This is a genomic window from Litoreibacter sp. GN1-5, from assembly GCF_055693805.1.
On record NZ_JBVFUP010000002.1, the window covers coordinates 139,573 to 156,399 of the forward strand.

General features: G+C 52.1%; 13 protein-coding genes and 1 pseudogene. 8 read left to right on the top strand and 6 right to left on the bottom strand.

What is annotated here, in order from left to right; genetic code table 11:
* Nucleotides 1–147: 147 nt before the first annotated feature.
* The 4 genes from ACZ1HF_RS19465 to ACZ1HF_RS19480 all read left to right on the top strand — a co-directional run bounded on the left by ACZ1HF_RS19465 (nt 148) and on the right by ACZ1HF_RS19480 (nt 4,684).
* Nucleotides 148–1,503: a ParA family protein gene (locus tag ACZ1HF_RS19465; RefSeq protein WP_472659220.1), complete on the top strand. Its 1,356-nt coding sequence runs from the start codon at nt 148–150 to the stop codon at nt 1,501–1,503.
* Nucleotides 1,500–2,528, top strand: coding sequence for a ParB N-terminal domain-containing protein (locus ACZ1HF_RS19470; RefSeq protein ID WP_472659221.1), 1,029 nt, complete (start codon nt 1,500–1,502; stop codon nt 2,526–2,528). The genes ACZ1HF_RS19465 and ACZ1HF_RS19470 overlap by 4 nt, the downstream gene beginning before the upstream one ends.
* A 239-nt stretch (nt 2,529–2,767) precedes the next feature.
* Entirely contained in the window at nt 2,768–4,084 is a 1,317-nt protein-coding gene (repC, locus tag ACZ1HF_RS19475) for a plasmid replication protein RepC (protein WP_472659222.1), read from the top strand.
* A gap of 141 nt (nt 4,085–4,225) precedes the next feature.
* Nucleotides 4,226–4,684: a hypothetical protein gene (locus ACZ1HF_RS19480; protein WP_472659223.1), complete on the top strand. Its 459-nt coding sequence runs from the start codon at nt 4,226–4,228 to the stop codon at nt 4,682–4,684.
* Nucleotides 4,685–4,847: 163 nt separating this feature from the next.
* On the opposite strand, the pseudogene ACZ1HF_RS19485 reads toward ACZ1HF_RS19480, so the two are convergent.
* A pseudogene (locus tag ACZ1HF_RS19485) lies at nt 4,848–6,058 on the bottom strand (tyrosine-type recombinase/integrase).
* A 126-nt stretch (nt 6,059–6,184) separates the two neighbouring features.
* Here ACZ1HF_RS19485 and ACZ1HF_RS19490 point away from each other — a divergent pair.
* The 4 genes from ACZ1HF_RS19490 to ACZ1HF_RS19505 all read left to right on the top strand — a co-directional run bounded on the left by ACZ1HF_RS19490 (nt 6,185) and on the right by ACZ1HF_RS19505 (nt 9,029).
* Nucleotides 6,185–7,147 carry a DUF1403 family protein gene (locus ACZ1HF_RS19490; protein ID WP_472659224.1) on the top strand — a complete coding sequence of 321 codons (963 nt, stop codon included), beginning with the start codon at nt 6,185–6,187 and terminating at the stop codon, nt 7,145–7,147.
* The gene (scpB, locus tag ACZ1HF_RS19495; protein ID WP_472659225.1) at nt 7,147–7,743 is read left to right on the top strand and encodes an SMC-Scp complex subunit ScpB; all 597 of its coding nucleotides are present in this window, start codon (nt 7,147–7,149) and stop codon (nt 7,741–7,743) included. Before ACZ1HF_RS19490 ends, scpB begins: the two co-directional genes overlap by 1 nt.
* 336 nt (nt 7,744–8,079) lie before the next feature.
* A complete protein-coding gene (locus ACZ1HF_RS19500) occupies nt 8,080–8,547 on the top strand; it encodes an antitoxin Xre/MbcA/ParS toxin-binding domain-containing protein (RefSeq protein ID WP_472659226.1) in 468 nt (155 codons plus the stop codon).
* Nucleotides 8,544–9,029 carry an RES family NAD+ phosphorylase gene (locus ACZ1HF_RS19505; protein ID WP_472659227.1) on the top strand — a complete coding sequence of 162 codons (486 nt, stop codon included), beginning with the start codon at nt 8,544–8,546 and terminating at the stop codon, nt 9,027–9,029. Before ACZ1HF_RS19500 ends, ACZ1HF_RS19505 begins: the two co-directional genes overlap by 4 nt.
* Before the next feature lie 7 nt (nt 9,030–9,036).
* Here ACZ1HF_RS19505 and ACZ1HF_RS19510 read toward each other — a convergent pair whose 3' ends face one another.
* Genes ACZ1HF_RS19510 through ACZ1HF_RS19530 form a run of 5 tightly spaced genes read right to left on the bottom strand, consistent with a single transcriptional unit; the run spans nt 9,037 to nt 16,193 of the window.
* A complete protein-coding gene (locus ACZ1HF_RS19510; protein WP_472659228.1) occupies nt 9,037–10,083 on the bottom strand; it encodes a PfkB family carbohydrate kinase in 1,047 nt (348 codons plus the stop codon).
* Nucleotides 10,083–11,183 (bottom strand): hypothetical protein, encoded by a 1,101-nt coding sequence (locus ACZ1HF_RS19515; protein WP_299592627.1) that lies wholly within the window; start codon nt 11,181–11,183, stop codon nt 10,083–10,085. Before ACZ1HF_RS19515 ends, ACZ1HF_RS19510 begins: the two co-directional genes overlap by 1 nt.
* Nucleotides 11,184–11,196: 13 nt before the next feature.
* Nucleotides 11,197–13,110: an ORC-CDC6 family AAA ATPase gene (locus tag ACZ1HF_RS19520; RefSeq protein ID WP_472659229.1), complete on the bottom strand. Its 1,914-nt coding sequence runs from the start codon at nt 13,108–13,110 to the stop codon at nt 11,197–11,199.
* Nucleotides 13,111–13,119: 9 nt separating this feature from the next.
* Nucleotides 13,120–14,256 carry a phosphoribosyltransferase-like protein gene (locus ACZ1HF_RS19525; protein WP_299592631.1) on the bottom strand — a complete coding sequence of 379 codons (1,137 nt, stop codon included), beginning with the start codon at nt 14,254–14,256 and terminating at the stop codon, nt 13,120–13,122.
* Complete coding sequence (locus ACZ1HF_RS19530) at nt 14,253–16,193, bottom strand: HAD hydrolase family protein (RefSeq protein ID WP_472659230.1); 1,941 nt, start codon at nt 16,191–16,193, stop codon at nt 14,253–14,255. The genes ACZ1HF_RS19525 and ACZ1HF_RS19530 overlap by 4 nt, the downstream gene beginning before the upstream one ends.
* Between the last annotated feature and the right edge of the window lie 634 nt (nt 16,194–16,827).

Below are 16,827 nucleotides of genomic sequence, written 5' to 3' on the forward strand. Positions count from 1 at the left end.
TCTGGTGCGCTTTTTCATTCAAGTAGGGCCTGATCGTTGTCTTGTTTTCTGGTAGGCAAACGTTCTATTGGCTAAATGGCAAGAAACGTTATACTACAGCCACAGAATCGATTCTAAGCCGGATCAACCGGTACAGGGCGAAAACATATGAGCGGTAATCTAGAACAGTTTTTGATAGAACTGTCACGTGGTCTCGATCGGACGATGGTCTCGGTCAACAAGGAATTGACGCTACGCACACGCATTCAGCGAACGTGGTCAATGAGACAGTGCGCGCGCTTTTTGAATGTCGGCATTCCATATCTAAACAAGTTCGCAAAATCGAACCCCGACTTCCCAAAGGGCGAATATGTGGGTCGAGAGCGCGTTTTCACAATCGCAGAACTTATGCACATGCGTGCCCTTTTTGCGGGTACTGCGAAGCGTCCATATGACTACTTAGCATGGCGCAAGCCTGATGAGCCGTTGCCGGTAATATCATTTGCCAGCCAAAAAGGCGGCACTGCAAAGTCGCTCACCGCTGCGCACTTTGCTCAGTACTTGAGCCTCCACTACGGTATGCGTGTGGGAGTGATGGACGCTGATCCGCAAAGCACGATCACACTCTACTTCGTTGGTGGAGAGGGTTTGCCCGCTATGCCGACCGAAGAGACTGCGTCCATGGTCGATTTTGCGGGCCTCTTCGCAACTGAAGATTCTTCTTACACAGATTACTCAGCGGAGGAGCTCGATAGTTTCTTTCTGCGAACTTCTTGGCCGGGCCTTCGGTTGGTGCCTGCGCATGGCGAAACATCAGAGGGCGAAATACAAATCGCTCGGCTTGTGAGTGAAAGGCCGAAAGGAAAGAACTTTTATCGGTTCCTACGCGATTCCATTGAGCGCTGGCGGGATGGAAATACTCCGAAGACCGCGCCGGATGAATTGGTCGAAGACGGGGTTGTAGATCGCGACAAACTTGATGAAGCGCTAAACGAGACACTCGATTGCATCATTATTGACTATCAGCCTGCCTTGACGCTCTTTCAGCTTAACAATGTTGTTGCGTCTACTTCTTTGGTCATACCTCAAACTATGAAAGGCTTCGACATCGCAACGTTGTCGACCTTCGTGTCGGGTCTGCTTGGAATGCTGCAGCACATATTGCGCAACGAGCGGATTGATATTGGTACGGGTGCAAGCATGTTGCTGCCAACAATCGTTCAGCGTTCGAACAATCAAGACTTAGATCAAATAGCAAACCTGTTAGAGCATTGCCCCTCTGAAATCCTACCGGTGTTTTACCTGCGCTCTGATGCCATTTCAAACGCTTCGGACGTCTATCAATCAGTTTACGAGTATCAAGCTGACACCCCAGGCAAGCGTAAGGGCATCGAACGTTTTATTGCCAACGCGGATGCGGTGAATGACGCGATCGTTTCGCGTCTTTGGCCGGGTAGGGAGCGTGGATATGCTGACAAGTGGATCGATGATTTCTATCAAGATGATGAGGAGAACCAAGGATGAAAAGAGGCATAAAGCGTTCTCTCGTTAGACCAAGCACACCTGAAGGTACGGTATCTGGCGCAGCCGATGGCTCGCCTGAAGACGATCTTTCCTCCGCTACGCCTACTGCATTCAAGCGCGCTACGGGTGGCGCTGGCAGCGCATGGAAATCCGGAGCTGTGGCAAAAGCACAGGCAGACTTGGACGATGCCCGTGACAAGCTTTCAAATGACATTCTGTCAGGCAATCATGTGCTGTCGGTAGATCCAGCGTTGATATCTGATCCGATTGGATCGGATAGACGCTCAGACTGGATGGATCAGGAAGACTTCCGATCCTTGCTTCAAAGCATAGAGGAGAATGGGCAGGATACACCGATTACACTTTGGCCAGCCGATCCAAACTGGCGTCCAGATGAAATTGATCCGAGTAACATTGACGGTGTCGCATTCCATCTTCTTGCTGGTCGTCGTCGTCATGCCGCAGCTCAGCGTCTTGGTATACCCGTTCGTGCCGTCTTGGCACCGCGTAGTGAAAGAAGCGACGAAAGCGCCAATTTTCAAATGTTGGTGCTGCGCTTCAGAGAGAATGAAGAACGAGAAGCCCTCAGTGCATTAGAGCGGTTGTTGTCCATTGGCGAGATGTTCGAAACCCTCAATAGCGAGACTGACGGCAGCAAAATAACGGCTGTTTCTTTTGCTAAACGGATAGGCGTGCACGAGAGTGTCGTGTCTCGAGCTCGAGCGGTTTGCGGCTCTAAAGATGAAATCTTGAACGCGTTCAAGAATGCGTACGAAATGAGTTTTCACGATCTCCAAAAGGCAGTTGCGAGCCTGGCTGGGACTAAGAAGACTAAAGCCACGCCCGCCGCAAAAGCCAAGAAAATTTCGGTCTTTCGGAAGATCGGATCTCGGAAATTGTCGGTGTCGGCGCAAGGCGGGAAATTGTCCGTTAGTGCAGCCGGATTGAATTTGGATAAGCAATGCCTTGAAGGCTTGAGCGATGTCATCGCCACTTATCTACAGGAACAAGGGTCGAAGGAATGAAACGCTCACCTGCAACGACAGGGAAGGGCGCGACCCGCATTGAGGCAATGAGCAGAGAGGAACATCACGTGATCTAACGGCAAAAGAAAAGCCCCCAAACCTCGCGGCATGAGAGCTCATCTAATGTGTATAGCAACTCTTAGATAACTCTCCCGCGAATCGATGTCAACGACACAACACCGATTTGGTGAACGGATTTCTTTTGCCTTCATTCAACTGATGGAGGTGGAAATACACTCATGAAACATAACGGATGGCGCAAGCCAACGCCGGGCCTTGTGGTCGCTGAAAAGCACGCACAAGCCGGTGAACAGCTTTCTATACCCAAATCACAGGCAATCGTCGCAACCAAGAAAGTGGCGGCCGCAATCGGCTTGAAGTCTCAAGACCTCTTGCTGCTCGATACGTTCGGGGCTGTCACGCAGCCACAAGACTGGGAGCAGGGCAGGCGGCCGATTGTCTGGGCTTCCAACAATTTCCTCATGGAGCAGACGGGATTCTCCCTTCCAACACTGCGACGCCACGTGCGCCGGCTGTGTGAGCTGGGCCTTATCTGGATGAAAGATAGCCCGAACGGAAAACGTTGGGGCAAACGCAGCGAAGAGGGCGTGATTCTCGAAGCCTACGGCTTTGATCTGGCGCCCCTGGCAGCCCGTGCAGAAGAGTTTGAGGCTCTCTACGCCCAGTTACAGGAAGAACGGCGCTTCTGTGCCTCCCTGAAGAACACGATCACTGTGACGCGCCGTGTGATCCGCGCTAAGATCGACAAAGCGCTGGAGAGCCGCCTGAAGGGCCCGTGGCGTCAGCTGGAGGAAGAGTTCGCTGTCCTGCTACAAGGGCTTCCCAAGCGCTCTACAACGCCCAACAAGCTGCTCGACATCGTAGACTGGTTCAGAGCCTTCAAGGAACGCGTTGAGAAGGCCTTTGAGGATGCATTCGACTGGCCAAGCGAAACCGATGCCGAACAGCCAACCCAGGAGCCTTCAAAAGCCTCTAATGTTGTGTCTATTTCCAATAAAATGACACCCACGAGTCTCACAGATGAGACCCACATACTAACTACAAAACAACCTAATCCTGTAAAAAGTAATGGCTTTGAAAAAAAGCACGCGGCAAATGTTGAGCCCAAACCTGAAACACCTGAGCGGGTGGAGAAGCCAGAAGAAGTGGATTTGGAGATCAACTGGAGCACACACGGCAAGCGGCGGGGATCCGAAGTTGATATCCCGATGCTGATGGTGGCTTGTCCGCAATTTGCGGAAATGGCGCGTATGCTCGAGAACGGATTTGTCCGAAACTGGAACGATCTGCATCGTGCAGCTGCGCAAATACGGGGTATTGCCGGAATTTCAGAAGACGCTTGGAATGTGGCCAACAAAGTTCTGGGGCCAGGGCCGGCAGCGGCGGCAATCGCGCTGATCTTCGACAAACATTCGTCTGGCGAAGTCAAATCGGCCGGCGGATATCTTCGCGCCATGGTCGAACGGGCGCAGGCGGGGCAATTGCACCTGGATCGCAGCATTTATGGGCGTCTAAGCGAGGTGAGAACGGTTTGATGGGCAATCTTTTGCCCACCTTTGGGTGCAGTTCAGAGGTGCGGATCGGCAAACTGGCCATAGCAACGGAGTGGTGGTATAAGTTGGTTCGGGCGCGTTAGACCAATATTATCAATATGTTATAGAGAACGGAACGAACACATGATTACTAAATCTGACTTATTCGGATCAACACTTGCTGCAGCTCTTTCGTTTGGTTTGATGGTGGGACCCGCTGCTGCTGATGGGGTCAATATCACCCAAAATGCGGATGGTAGCTACACGGTCGATGCAAACATGAGCGATGTCGGTGCCGTCTCGGGTGCAGCGCTCCAGACCGCGTCGGAGTTTGGTCAGGCCATCGGCGCAGCTTATGGCGCGTCAACAAATGTGGACTTTTCCAAAGGCCATGTCGTCAAAGGTCCTGTGACTGTCAGCGTTGCGCGCGAGGATGGGTCTGCCGGTTTCTATCAGGTGTCGAGCCGTGTCGTGGCTTATGATCAGCAGGACACGTTCAAAGATCAAGGGCCGAGCTACAGCCTCAATGGCGTCATCGTATTCGAGGACAAGACTGGTAAGCTGCTGTCGGACAGCGGCGCGATTTCGATCATCAAGCAGTAGGGCAGGGGCCTTCGATGCAAATAAAAAGGTGGCTCAACACTTCTGAAAGATTTGATGGGCCAAATGCAGGCTCGGAGAGGCGAAGGTGTTGAACATCTCCTGGGAAACACCTTTCGGATTTGTATTGTGTACCGTCGCCCGCTTGGGTGCCTCTCCAGTTTCATTAAAGCCCGGCGGCTTTTGTCAGATTGACTCGGAACCGGTCCCTGCGCCGTTGATAGCGGCGGGTCATTTCAGCCGAGGCGTGACCGAGTTGCTTTTGAACGTAGCGCTCATCAACTTCGGCCCCAGAGGCAAGGCCAGCACGCAGGGAATGACCCGAAAAGTGCTTCACACGCTCTTCATCGGATAGTTTAGAGAGTGTCGGTCGGTCAAGGCCAACCCCGGATTCCAACACGCACCGCTTGATCAAACGGGCGACGTGTTTGTCCGACAGGCGTTCCGGCCCGACATCTGAATTGTCGCGATAGACACGTCGGAACACCGGACCGTGGCCAATTTTGGCATAGTGCAGCCATTGCTCGAGGGCTTTGACGGGGCAGGTGGCGTCCGATGCCCCGCGGCCGATCTCGACCTCACGCCAGCCGGTCTTGCCGCGCAAATGGATGACAGCACCGTCCTTTTCGATTTCGATCCAGCCATTGCCGTCTTCGGTTTCGTCTTTTCCCACATCGAGGGAGACGATTTCAGAGCGACGCAGACCCCCGGCGTAGCCAATGAGCAGGATGGCCCGGTCGCGCATATCGCGCAGGCCGAACGTCAAACTGGCAATCATCTCCAAGATATCCTCGGCCAAAACAGCCTCTTTTTGGACCGGTGGCTTGCCGTGCTTGTTCTTGATCCCGGCCAGCACGGAAGCGATATGGCGGTCCCGCAGATCAAGCGACAATCCTCGTTGCCGGAAATTTGACGACAGACCGGACAGGCGCCGTTCGATCGTCGATACGGCAAGCCCGCGGCTGCCGTCCTGTGGGGAAGCACATTCGGTGATGTACAGCCCCACCAGGGCAGGGGAGGGGGCAGAGGATCCGCCCCGCGACGCCGGCACCAGCTGGCAAAGTGTGCCCAGTCTTTCTTGTAGGCCTTGTTGGTGTTCTCGGATGTGGCCTTGCTGGCGTAGTCGCGGGCCGTGTCGATGAGCTTTTCGAGCGAACCGGAGCTTGCGACGTGATCGGGTAACGCGATGCCCTGTGATCCGCTTTCTTCCTCTTCGGCCTCATCCGATAGGAGATCATCCAGATCAATGTCCGGAAGGGCGTCGCTCTCGTCGCGCTGAGCAGGGTTTCTCGTCCCCAAGGACGCTGAGCGCGATTTCTCGGGCTGGGGGAGTTCTGGAACGGGCGTTTTGTGCCCTTTATTGTCGGATTCCTGCATGTTTCCGAGCATACTCTTTCTATGTCCGATAATGCAAGATTATTGGACATAAAAAAGATGTTTAAGGCGGGGCGGTTTTACATCTAATCAATAGCATAAAGCGCCGCTATCATTTACACTGTTTGCATGATTCAGGCGACCCATGCAGCAGAACGAAAAGCACCTGACGCCATTTTGCCACCCTTATTACCGAAGTGGATCATGGATGGTTCCAGTGCTGAAACCCCAGAAACTGCTGGCTTTGCCAGCGGTTCAGCGCTCGCTCTGCTGCATGTCGCCCTCGCGGATCCTAACATCAATGTCCCTACCGAACTGTTACGAAACCGGCTGGCGCTGCGTGCTGCCGTTCATTGTCTGAAACTAGAGGGTAGGGGTCAAAGCGAGGCAGACGTTCGCGATGCGTATTTGTTGGCAGCCCCGGGCGATGCCATGGGACCTGCCGGCGATATGTTGGCGCTATGGAGAGCAGGATCAGCGATTCCGTTGAAACAGGTCAATTGGCAAGATCGGCTGCGAAACCTGCTACCGGGCGACATGCAGGAGCTGTGGCCCGACTGGATCAACCTGCTGACTGAGCGTTCGGGCAATCCCGTTGCCCATGCCCGTTCGGTTCTGTCAGCCATTGTTCGAGATTTTCCGCGTCAGGAGGCGGCAGCCATCCTCTGCGCCGACACGGTCCTGGCACGCGGTTTGGGATGGGAACGACCGCTTCCCCTTTTGGGTCTTCATCTAAACCGCAGAGTGTTTCGAAATATCGCGGACGGTGCAGACATTCAGATCGCGTGCCACGACGCGGTCGCACGCGCTGCGCAAGATGTGGTGCGAATGGCCCATGATCTGGCCCGTCGTGCAGCGCACCTCCGCGCGGTCGAACCAAAGCTGCGTACGAAGGGGTCGCAGGACGCAGTGCGTCTGTTTCTGTCGGAAGACGCGGTGCTGCCCTCAACGATGTTGTCACCCACCATCCGTGGATCGACCACGGCCATGACACCCCGATCGGCGCGGCGGCTCTGCGAACGCCTGGTCGAATTGGGCGTCGCCAAAGAGCTGACCGGCCGCGCTTCTTTCCGGCTTTACGGGGTGGCTTAATGGTAGGCGCACGCAGACAAGAACATGCCGAAACCGAGATGCTCGATATTGAGCTCGAAGACTTGCCCGCCGAGTTAAGATGGCGGGAATGGATGAACCGCATCGAGGCGGTCATCTTCGCTAGTAGCAAACCGGTTGAGCGGGACGCCCTGTCATTGGTGGTCGGGAAAGGTGCGAACATCGATTTGCTGATCGAAGATATTCAGGCCGATATGAAAGCCAAGCCCTATGAGATCGTCCCCGTTTCTGGCGGCTGGATGTTTCGGACAAGGCCTCACTATGCGATGGCAATCCGGACGGCAGCTGATATTGGCGACCAAGCGCACAACTTTTCCGAGGAAGAAATGGCCGTGCTTTGCGCCGTCGCCTATCACCAACCGATCGACAGAGCCGGGCTCGCCGACATCTTCGGCAAGGAGATCAACCGCGATCTGCTCAGCCGTCTGCGCTACAAGAACCTGATTGGTAACGGGCCCAAAAGTCCGCGGCCCGGTGCGCCGCATACGTTTGTGACGACAGATGAGTTTTTGGCGACGTTCGATCTGCAGAGTTTGCGAGACTTGCCTGATATTGCCGATGACACTGCGACGATGTGACTGCCTAGCCTCCCTCTCGGTACGTCGCAGAACTTGACACTGTGCGTCCCGTGTCCACGGACAGCGGACATTTTGAGGCCAACAGATGAAAAGTCAGTAGACCGGTTTAGTTCTTTCTGGTGCGTTGGCCCTGCATCTGAAGAAACTCGGTTTCCTTGGCGTTACAAAGTCTCGGACGCAGAGGCCTGTTGTCCGAGCTTTCGTAACTGAAGCAAAAACTCTAAATGTGCGCGCAAAGTACGATGCGCAGCTGATGACATAACAGGGCCACACCTTGACAATTCGTCAAATGACGACTACATAAACGTCATGTGACGATTGCAATAGGAGATGAATATGGCGCCGCTACAAGCTTATATGACGCCAGAGGCGTTACCCGGAACCGAGTCGGGACGAATTGGCATGCTTCTAGGACTCAAAGCAAAACACCCGCTTGATGACATTGGTTTGGCAGATCGCATCGCGCAAGGTCTGGCGGTATCGGCAGCAGAGACTTTGAGTTTGGCTCTCGGTCGTGCCGCGGTTGTTGGCCCTCTCATTCCAGAAGCGACTCTGCGAAGGGCCAAGAAAAGTCGCAAGGTTTTGTCTCGCGAGATGAGTGAGCGCCTGTATGAAGTTAGTCGTGTGGTCGATGCGGTCAGCCGTGTGTATCATGGAGACGAAGACGCGATATCGCGCTTCTTAAACAGACCGCACAAATTGCTCGGTGGGCGTACTCCGATCGAGATGGCACAGTCAAACTCGGCAGGGGCTGAGGCAGTGATCAACATGCTCAGACGTGCGGAGTCCAGCTTCGCCGTATGACGCGGGATCGGAAGTTAGAAAACTCTCTGACCGCCTATCGTATCGGCGACCCAAAAGGCGAGTTTCCGATTTGGGATGATGGTGGAGCAAGGCTGAGTTCAGGTCGCTGGCATGAAGCCGGCGCTGCTGTGATCTATGCGTCACAAAATTACTCGACCGCAATGCTTGAAAAGCTGGTTCACTATCAGGGCGAAATCCCGTCTGGCCAACATTTCATCAAGATATCGATACCAGTCGGCACAAGCTATGAAGTCGTCAACAGTGACTTAATTGAGGGATGGTCCACTCCTGATGGAGAAGCGGCCCGAAAATTTGGGCGAAGCTGGTATGCAGAAAAACGCTCCGCAATCCTGATCGTGCCTTCAGTGGTTGCGCGCATGGAGAATAACGTGGTGTTCAACGCACTACATCCTGATTTCAAGTTAATAACAACTGGCTTGGAAACCCCAATTTGGTGGGACGAACGGCTCTTTAACGAATAGACCGCACCTACGCCGCTTGCGAGGTACACGCCGGACACCGTACCGACTCTTCAACATCCTTAGATATCGGATTGTTAGGAGCGATATAGACTTCGCCATTCAAGATGTCATCAACCTGCTTCTGAAACTCTTCGAACGACATTGAGTACATTCCACCTCGAGCACCTTCAAAACCACAATTCCAAGCTGCCAGGCTTTGTCCGTAAGTTAGGGCATCGGAAAAGTCGTCGGGTCCATGCTGGGAAAAGCCTTCCAACCCATGAGAAGCAAGTTTGTGGATAATGCCGGCAGTACACCAATCTCCTGAACCACATGTATCTTTGAGGCGTGGCGTTTTGAATGCCTTCATCTGGCTCCATGGAAGCGGCTGACTGCCTGACTTTGATCGGTAACGAAGGCCTTGCTCACCAAGTGTCTGAATTTCGAGAACGACCGACGTATCATTACCGATTACATCACCTGCGTCGGTCAGCCGTTGATCCGCATATTTTAGAACGTGAGCAATTTTTATGGCCTCTGCAAAATGTTTTGGATCCGACTTTGCAGATGGTTCAAACACTACAACTGCGCCATTTTCAGCGGCATCCTTCGCCATAGTTAACATGGCGCGCGAGAGCCTATCCATAAAGAAGACAGCCGCGTCACCCATGTGAGGTGACACAACTTCGACAGCAGCCTGCGTAACAGCCTTGAATCGAGGAAGATGTTTACCGCACGAGGGACAGGCCCACAAAAACCTGTGGCTTGGATTACCGTCGCGATCTGGCCTAATTTGCTGAACAATAATTGGCGTGTCACCTTGCGGCTCACATCTGGCAAAGTCCAATTGAACCCCCCACTTCTGCATGTCCGTCAAGACACGCTCTGAAGCGGCATCACCATTCATGCGGGCAATTGGATACGATTTCCAACCGAGAAATGCTAGAATTGATAACACATTGCCACATGTTCCGCCTGTCCAAGACTTCACGGGGCCTTCGGGATCTGCCCCAAGAATGAGATCCAGAGCAATCAAACCAGCGCCAAATGCTTGAGGAGAGTTTGAATTTTTCATTATTTGACGCTTCCGTTTTTTTGCAGGGCAGGCCTTGGTTTTGGGTAAACATCCCCTTCCAGCCAAAGGTGAACCAGCTTGTGATCTGCTGGCCCGTGTGGAGGGCCACTTCTCATATTGTAGCCGATCGCTTCCAGATATGCGACGGGAAGGTTTCTTTCCATAGCTGCCAGAAGAGCGCCGATTGCCATTATTTTGCTTCCCAGTGGCGACAATATCATCAATGAGCCACCGATATCCTGAAACACGAGCCTTCTCAGATCATGCAGTCTTAAAATAGTTCTGTATAAATCCAAAGGGTTAGATTCATCTGCATACACCAAATTTCTAGTATCGACCGACCAAGCGTTTTCAAGTTCGGCAATGTACTCTTCCGCCAAGATGTCTACTTGTCGCGGGTTGGCGGCAGGGAACGGAACAATCGGACAGGTATCATGGGGCTCAAGATACCCGTGTAACGCATTCAGTGCCGCTCGGCGTCCTGACACGAGTTGAGGTAACCAAAGCTTGGCTGCTGCTGAAGAACTGTCCAACGATGTGCCGCCGCGAAAACCATGTATATAACCTGGAGAGTCGCTTGGAATGAGTGTGATACCGGTGTCAAGCGACGGGTTGTGAGTAACAAAGACATGAAGGTTTGCTGGCGGCATATTCGCTTCAATGCGTTCGATGAAATAGCGAATGGCTGGAAAACTTGTCCCAATTGACAATGCACTAATGTCGACAATGACATCCGTATAGCCTGCGTAATTGAGGGCATTGAGTGCTTTGACAACGTTGCGTCCACCAACCACAGCGTTGTCGGAACCAAAAATATCAATTTCGACGAGATCATGATCCGGTAAGAGGTTTTCCAGATCCGACTTGTTGTCTTCAGCCAAATCGACCAAATCTTGACTTGGTTCCGGGCGAATCTCCTTGATAAGTACAGCTTCGATATTCGTCCCTGCATCAACCAGACACGTCGCTACAATTTTCGATCTTGGATCAAAACCTGCGCCGGCGATGAGCAGCACTTTGCGCTCCGTATCGGCAAAATAGTCTTCTGCAAAATCGGCTACTTCATGCCCAAAGTTTGCAATGCACTGGTCCCATCTCAAAAGCTCACCTCCATCAATTCGATTTCAGCATTGACAGAAGATCATCTGTTGTCCGTTCCAAAAACCCGCCTCTGGTTTGTGAAAGTCCAAAATGCACCCTTAAGACGCCACTCAACTCGATCTGGCACCACATGCGATTTTTTGTGCTGTGGTTTTGAACCAAAACAAACGCATTGTAGGCCGCACCAAACTTCAGAATACGAGCAAGTTCTTCGTATTTCTTTGGAATCTCATCAAATTCTTCTTGAGGTATTCCAAAAGCCCCAGCTCCAGCCCCACCGCCCAACGAAGCATTGCCCTCGAGTGTCTTTGCCACGCACTGTTGAGCAATTCCCTCAGCAAGCACCGCGACCTGCTGACTATGCGGGAAATCCCACTCTCGGTAAATTTGCCCCGCTTTTTCCCGCAGGAGGCGGTTTTGCACTCTGCTCGAGAGTGAGGCGGGTTTTTCGCGGATTAGCTGGGTCTCAGCCTGCGTCACAAGCGTCGATGCCAAGTGAAGAAACTGCTCCGCGTTCTCTGAGCTTGCGTCGCACAAGGCATCAATATCGTAGTAATAAGGTCGTCCAAAATCATGAAGCAATCGAACCTTTGCTCCATCTGCAATGCCGCCATCGACCTTGATAGGCCTGTTTGGTTCAACATCCTGGTCTTGATGGTCGAAAAGGCCCTTCTGTGGGATTCGTTTCAAATATCTATGAAACAGGATCGAAAGCATCGCTAGCGCGACATCCTCGCCTTCTAGTCCTGTACTGGACAAGTAGTCGGCAACAAGTTCCTCCAGTGATTTACGGCGCGCGTCCGATATCCCGTTCTTCTGTTGGATGCTGTCCACTGAGCTTGCCAGAGCCTCAAGCCTGCTCGGTGCAATCGTATCCGGACGCGTTGAGATGAAATCGGTAAGATCTTGGATACCCCTTCGTGAAAACACATCCATCTGTCTCAAATATCGGGTTGCCATGCCCTTCGCCATCTTCCGAAAGGCTTTGCGTTTGCTGAAGCGATCATCTTGGCTCTGCATCCAGATCACGGTGAGTTCGCGCGCGTTCTTTAGGCCCGGACGTTTGGTATTGCTCTCACCTTGGGCCAATAAAACGTCGGCCGGTGAAAGCGCGTCCATACGGGTTAGAACCCATCTCGAAATCTTCAATTCACGTCGCGCTAGCCATTGTCTAAATGCTGTGAACTGTTCCGGATGGAGGCTATGCGCGTCATCGAAAATTACCAGCGGACGGAGGACTGTCTTCTGTTCGCCTATCTTGATTTCGAAGCGCTCAATGACGTCAAAAGGATGATAGGCGGCTGCAGCCTCATCATCGATGTCATCAATCGATGGAGGTAGCAGCGCCGCTGAGATTCTATATATCTGTTCTTCAATGGCGCGAGCTTTATTGAACAGCGATGTTCCGTCTTTTCCACCAATCGCAGCCAGTGCGGCGATCGCGTCGCCGCGAGGAATTATCGAAATTTGTTCAAGCGCGACCCCCGTACTTACCAGATTGCTGATCCACGAAAGGACGGTCCTGCTTTGAATCAACGCAAACATCAGCTTGCATTTCAGATCTTCGGGGTAAGGAAATTCCCAAAAATCGCGATACTCTGACTCCAAGGGGACACGTCCACCAAGTAACACAGGCTCTCTGTTCTTGATCGCTCCACACTGTGTGAGCGTGTCAACCAGTGGTTTGAAGTTTGTCTGGCTTTCGTGTTGCAGAAGAGTTTTCAGAGTGGCGTATTGATAGAGCCGCGCAATTGTCGTCTTACCACTACCTGGGGCTCCGATAATGACCGACAATTGATCATACAATTTGCCGTCGTCAGCATGTTTCTTAAAGAAAGTGATCAAGGGATCCGGCGTTACCAAAGGCAAGAATGCTTCATCGTCTCGGCGGTACTCAGATGCTCTTTTTTCAAACGGATTTGCCAATTTCTAGCCTCACACATGCCTTTGTCGACGACGAAAAAGTGGACGCATAGCTGGCGCGTCAACACCCTCTCTATCACCACCGGAAGTCTCAGCCCAAAGCAGGGCTGCGGAGTTATTAGGTGTGTTATGTTCGAGTACCACCGGCAGAGCGCATCCTCCATATCCAAGCCCAAGATGCTTAACTCCTCCTACCGCTGTATGCTTGGTCTCGATAATGGGATCATAGTATTTATTTGCCAAAGCAATAAATGCATCATCCTTCCCGGACACAATGGGCAATTGTTCATCAAACACGGTCGCAAATGACAGATGAACCTCTTTGGGCCATCCGTCACTGTTCAGAGTTTTTCTTGCAGCCAGTTCGCTATCTGTCATCTTGGTCTTTGCGTCAGATGTCGCCATGTAATGATGAGCGCACAACTGCCAGTCAGGGGCTACGATGTTACCAACATCTTCGTCCTTGATTGCGTTGAATAGCGATGTGCGAAACCGTGTTAGCTTACCCGACCATTTATTCTTATCGACATTGAATCTCAAAAACGACGTACCGGTACCGGCAAAGTCATCAACAAGATAGATAATCCTGAAAAGCGCATCTTTATCTTTCAAATCCTCGCGCAAACTCTCCAAGAGATCTTTCCATTTTTCAGTATCGATCTGTGGTGCAAGAACGAGCTGCTCATTGCTCAGACGGCCGACATTTGAATGCCGGACAATGTCCATTCTCGCGCCATCACTGAGACCCAAAACAAGTGTTTGGCGCCGTAAGCGTTCAATCGCTGCTATTGCCTGGGGATCAATCAAAACAGTATAGGGCTTGATCCCGAGGTCAGCTGCGACGGTCCGAACAATTCGTTGTCGAATAGTGTTCGGAAAAAACTGCTCGACCAGCCGGCGGACTTCACCAGGACCAACATAGACCATTCGCTCTTTAACAAATGTATAAGCTACTTTGCGTTCATCTTGGTCGAACTGTTGCAGCCACGTTGCCAAGCTCTCAATGAATCGCATACCAGCTTGAAAATCTCGGTATCCATCATATTTGAGCCGCGCCATCAGCTTCAGCCAACGAAACTCCTTGCGAGCTTCATCATCGTCCCAACGCATGATTTCGCCCATGACTTTCAACGCGAGGTCTTGGTTCACTTCAAAGCCCCTTTGCGAAATCTGAAGGTGCCGTCGTCGCATTCAATCGCGTCTAGATATTCGGCAAGAATTTCGGGGCCACGTTGCCCTCTGGAGCCGAGGTTCCAACATGTTGCAGGATTGGAGCTGATCTTGTCGACGCTAAGTGAAAACGGCCCAGCCAAAAGATCGTGATCGTTGCCGTTCAACCCTCCGCTATCGCCAATAGACAGTATGGATACAGACGAGTTATTTTTTCTCAGTGCTTGTGCAACGTTGTTTTTAGAAACCATCGGGGACAAGACATCGATAGAGTGACCAGAACGGACGACAGATACGTCATTACAGTCCTCCCGGGCTAGTAATTCAGTCACGCGATGAAAAAGATACGTGGAATCAACATTATTCTTACAGCTCACCGTTATCTGATAGGTTCGATCTTCCTGCTCGCAGATTCCGGTAAATTCTTCGTCGGTCCTCAGGAGTTCGGCGACCTTATGAAGAGCGTCGCCCGCCTGTGGGTTACCATCCGGGATAAGATCGTCTTTGAGTGACCCGATTTCAGCGCCATTGTAGTAGCCAATCAAAACCTTCTCCCAATACTGCTCTGGAATCACGTCTTGCAGAGCCGTTCTGACCGACTTACCTCTTCCTGTCGCGAAACAGACCCAGATATCGGCCTTGAGACACTCTACCAGTTTCTGTGTAAGCCGTTTGTTGGGAGGTGCCTTCCGAGCGCGCGTCTCGACTACGGTGCCATCATAATCAAGAACGATAGCGCCGAAATGTTCGGACAAAATAGCATCACGAAACTGGTTCAGATTCTGTTCCCAAAAACTTATCTTTCCAGCCTTTTCCAAGCATTCGATTGAGTTCGCAGACTTTCGTTCAATTGCCACCACATCGCGTTGCGACAGGCCATGGCGCGGCTTTACCGCTTTTTCCCGAGGTGGCTTCAACCGATACAAATGGCGTCCAAACATTGGGACTCCTGGTCGACCAGGATCGATGCCCTGCGCGATTCCAGCAAGACCAGTGAGTTCAAATGCTGCCAACAACGAAGCCAGACCTGCCGATCCACCACCAGGCAAATCGATCACGACTTGGGGAATATCATCGGGAAGAAGCGCTAGAGTTTTTTCGGCCAGCTTCCTATCCTCAGGAGCTACCAGAGCAATCACACCTGAATCGTTGCCGCGTTTCGCAAGCCAATGATGGCGCCCGTGAGCGAAGTTGCGAAAATCGGCAAGTTGAATGGACCCCAATGCAGCTTCAGTAAACTTGGATTCGAGATCGATCGCACCAAGGCTCGTTGTGGGTCCATACAGCACAACGGTCGTCGAACGCTGCCATAGCGGCTCGGCCATAACCTTCATACGACCCGGGCCATCTACGCTCGCACCTATGGTGCGCCGAATTGCATCGGCGGTATCGTTCCAAGTCTTTTCGTTTTGAAAGAGCAACGTATAGGCACGCTGTATCAATCCGCTGAAACCAAAAAGCGAATTTGTCGCCAGAAAGCCGTCTTTTCCAGCGGGTGGCGGAAAAATATGAAGGTCAACGAACGGATGTGCTCTGCATATCTCGGTCAGTTTGGTGTCATCGCGGCCGGTCATGACCACAAGATGCGATGGTTCACGCGCGATCAAAGCACTCACTGCAGCGAGCACATCTACGTTTCGTCCGCCGGCGCTCAGTAACCAATTGGTTGATTGCTTCTCTATCGGCTCCCGAGTGATTTCCAAAGGCGTAGATACAACGGAAATTTTCTGTGAAAACTGTCGGTGATTGCTTGCTAGGCCGTGTGCAGCAGAGAGGGAGCCGCCCGATCCGATTGCCACCATTGGCAGACTAGATGCCGTTCTCAGTGAGTTCTTCAGACCAGTTATATCAGATTGACATATCCAGTCCAAAGTCGTGCCCAACTGGGCCATTTCTGATGCATAAGGTTTTGCCATGTTGCGGTATAACTCCCAATCAAATCGCCGCAGTTTGAAGCGAACAAAAAGAGAACATACCTCATGGATCGATCGTTGTCAGCTTGCATATTTTTGGCATAAGGGTGAGCGAAGTGAAAGAACAAACCGTCGTTACCGACCTGAAAAGGCATCGTTTCCCCAAGAGAAGTTCGCGCAAACAGTACGAAGTCGCAAAAGGCGTCGGTCTTCAACGCAGAACAGATAGATTGGAATAAATGCCAGGTCTTACGCCAAGGCTTTTCCTACCGCGTCTACATTCCAGCTTATACCAAGACCTGGACCACGGGGTTTCAACGTTCCATCCTTTACTTGGTATGGCGTTTCAAGCAGGGAACCTGCCATATCCAGAAACTCAAGAAGATGGGTGTTTGGCGTAGCATAAAGGGCATGAGCACGGGCTTCGATAGGAATGAGGCTTGAGTTCGAGAGTGAGGCGGCCTGTCTGCAAAAGCCAGATGAAGCAGCATCGGTTGTTGCAATCGCACTTGAGGACGCAGTTCACTCGCATTCATCCACGATGATAAAATATTCTAACCTTGGGAGTGCGTTGGCGCGTCAGGCGTTTTCCGCGGTCTCAGAAATGCACAACGACAACGAGGTCCCTCGGAGCGGG

Excerpts from the sequence above, each read along its gene's own strand:
- ACZ1HF_RS19505 (WP_472659227.1), top strand. The coding sequence starts at position 8,544 with ATGACGCGGGATCGGAAGTTAGAAAACTCTCTGACCGCCTATCGTATC.
- scpB (WP_472659225.1), top strand. The coding sequence starts at position 7,147 with ATGGTAGGCGCACGCAGACAAGAACATGCCGAAACCGAGATGCTCGAT.
- ACZ1HF_RS19470 (WP_472659221.1), top strand. The coding sequence starts at position 1,500 with ATGAAAAGAGGCATAAAGCGTTCTCTCGTTAGACCAAGCACACCTGAA.
- ACZ1HF_RS19530 (WP_472659230.1), bottom strand. The coding sequence starts at position 16,193 with ATGGCAAAACCTTATGCATCAGAAATGGCCCAGTTGGGCACGACTTTG.
- repC (WP_472659222.1), top strand. The coding sequence starts at position 2,768 with ATGAAACATAACGGATGGCGCAAGCCAACGCCGGGCCTTGTGGTCGCT.
- ACZ1HF_RS19510 (WP_472659228.1), bottom strand. The coding sequence starts at position 10,083 with ATGAAAAATTCAAACTCTCCTCAAGCATTTGGCGCTGGTTTGATTGCT.
- ACZ1HF_RS19500 (WP_472659226.1), top strand. The coding sequence starts at position 8,080 with ATGGCGCCGCTACAAGCTTATATGACGCCAGAGGCGTTACCCGGAACC.
- ACZ1HF_RS19490 (WP_472659224.1), top strand. The coding sequence starts at position 6,185 with ATGATTCAGGCGACCCATGCAGCAGAACGAAAAGCACCTGACGCCATT.
- ACZ1HF_RS19465 (WP_472659220.1), top strand. The coding sequence starts at position 148 with ATGAGCGGTAATCTAGAACAGTTTTTGATAGAACTGTCACGTGGTCTC.
- ACZ1HF_RS19480 (WP_472659223.1), top strand. The coding sequence starts at position 4,226 with ATGATTACTAAATCTGACTTATTCGGATCAACACTTGCTGCAGCTCTT.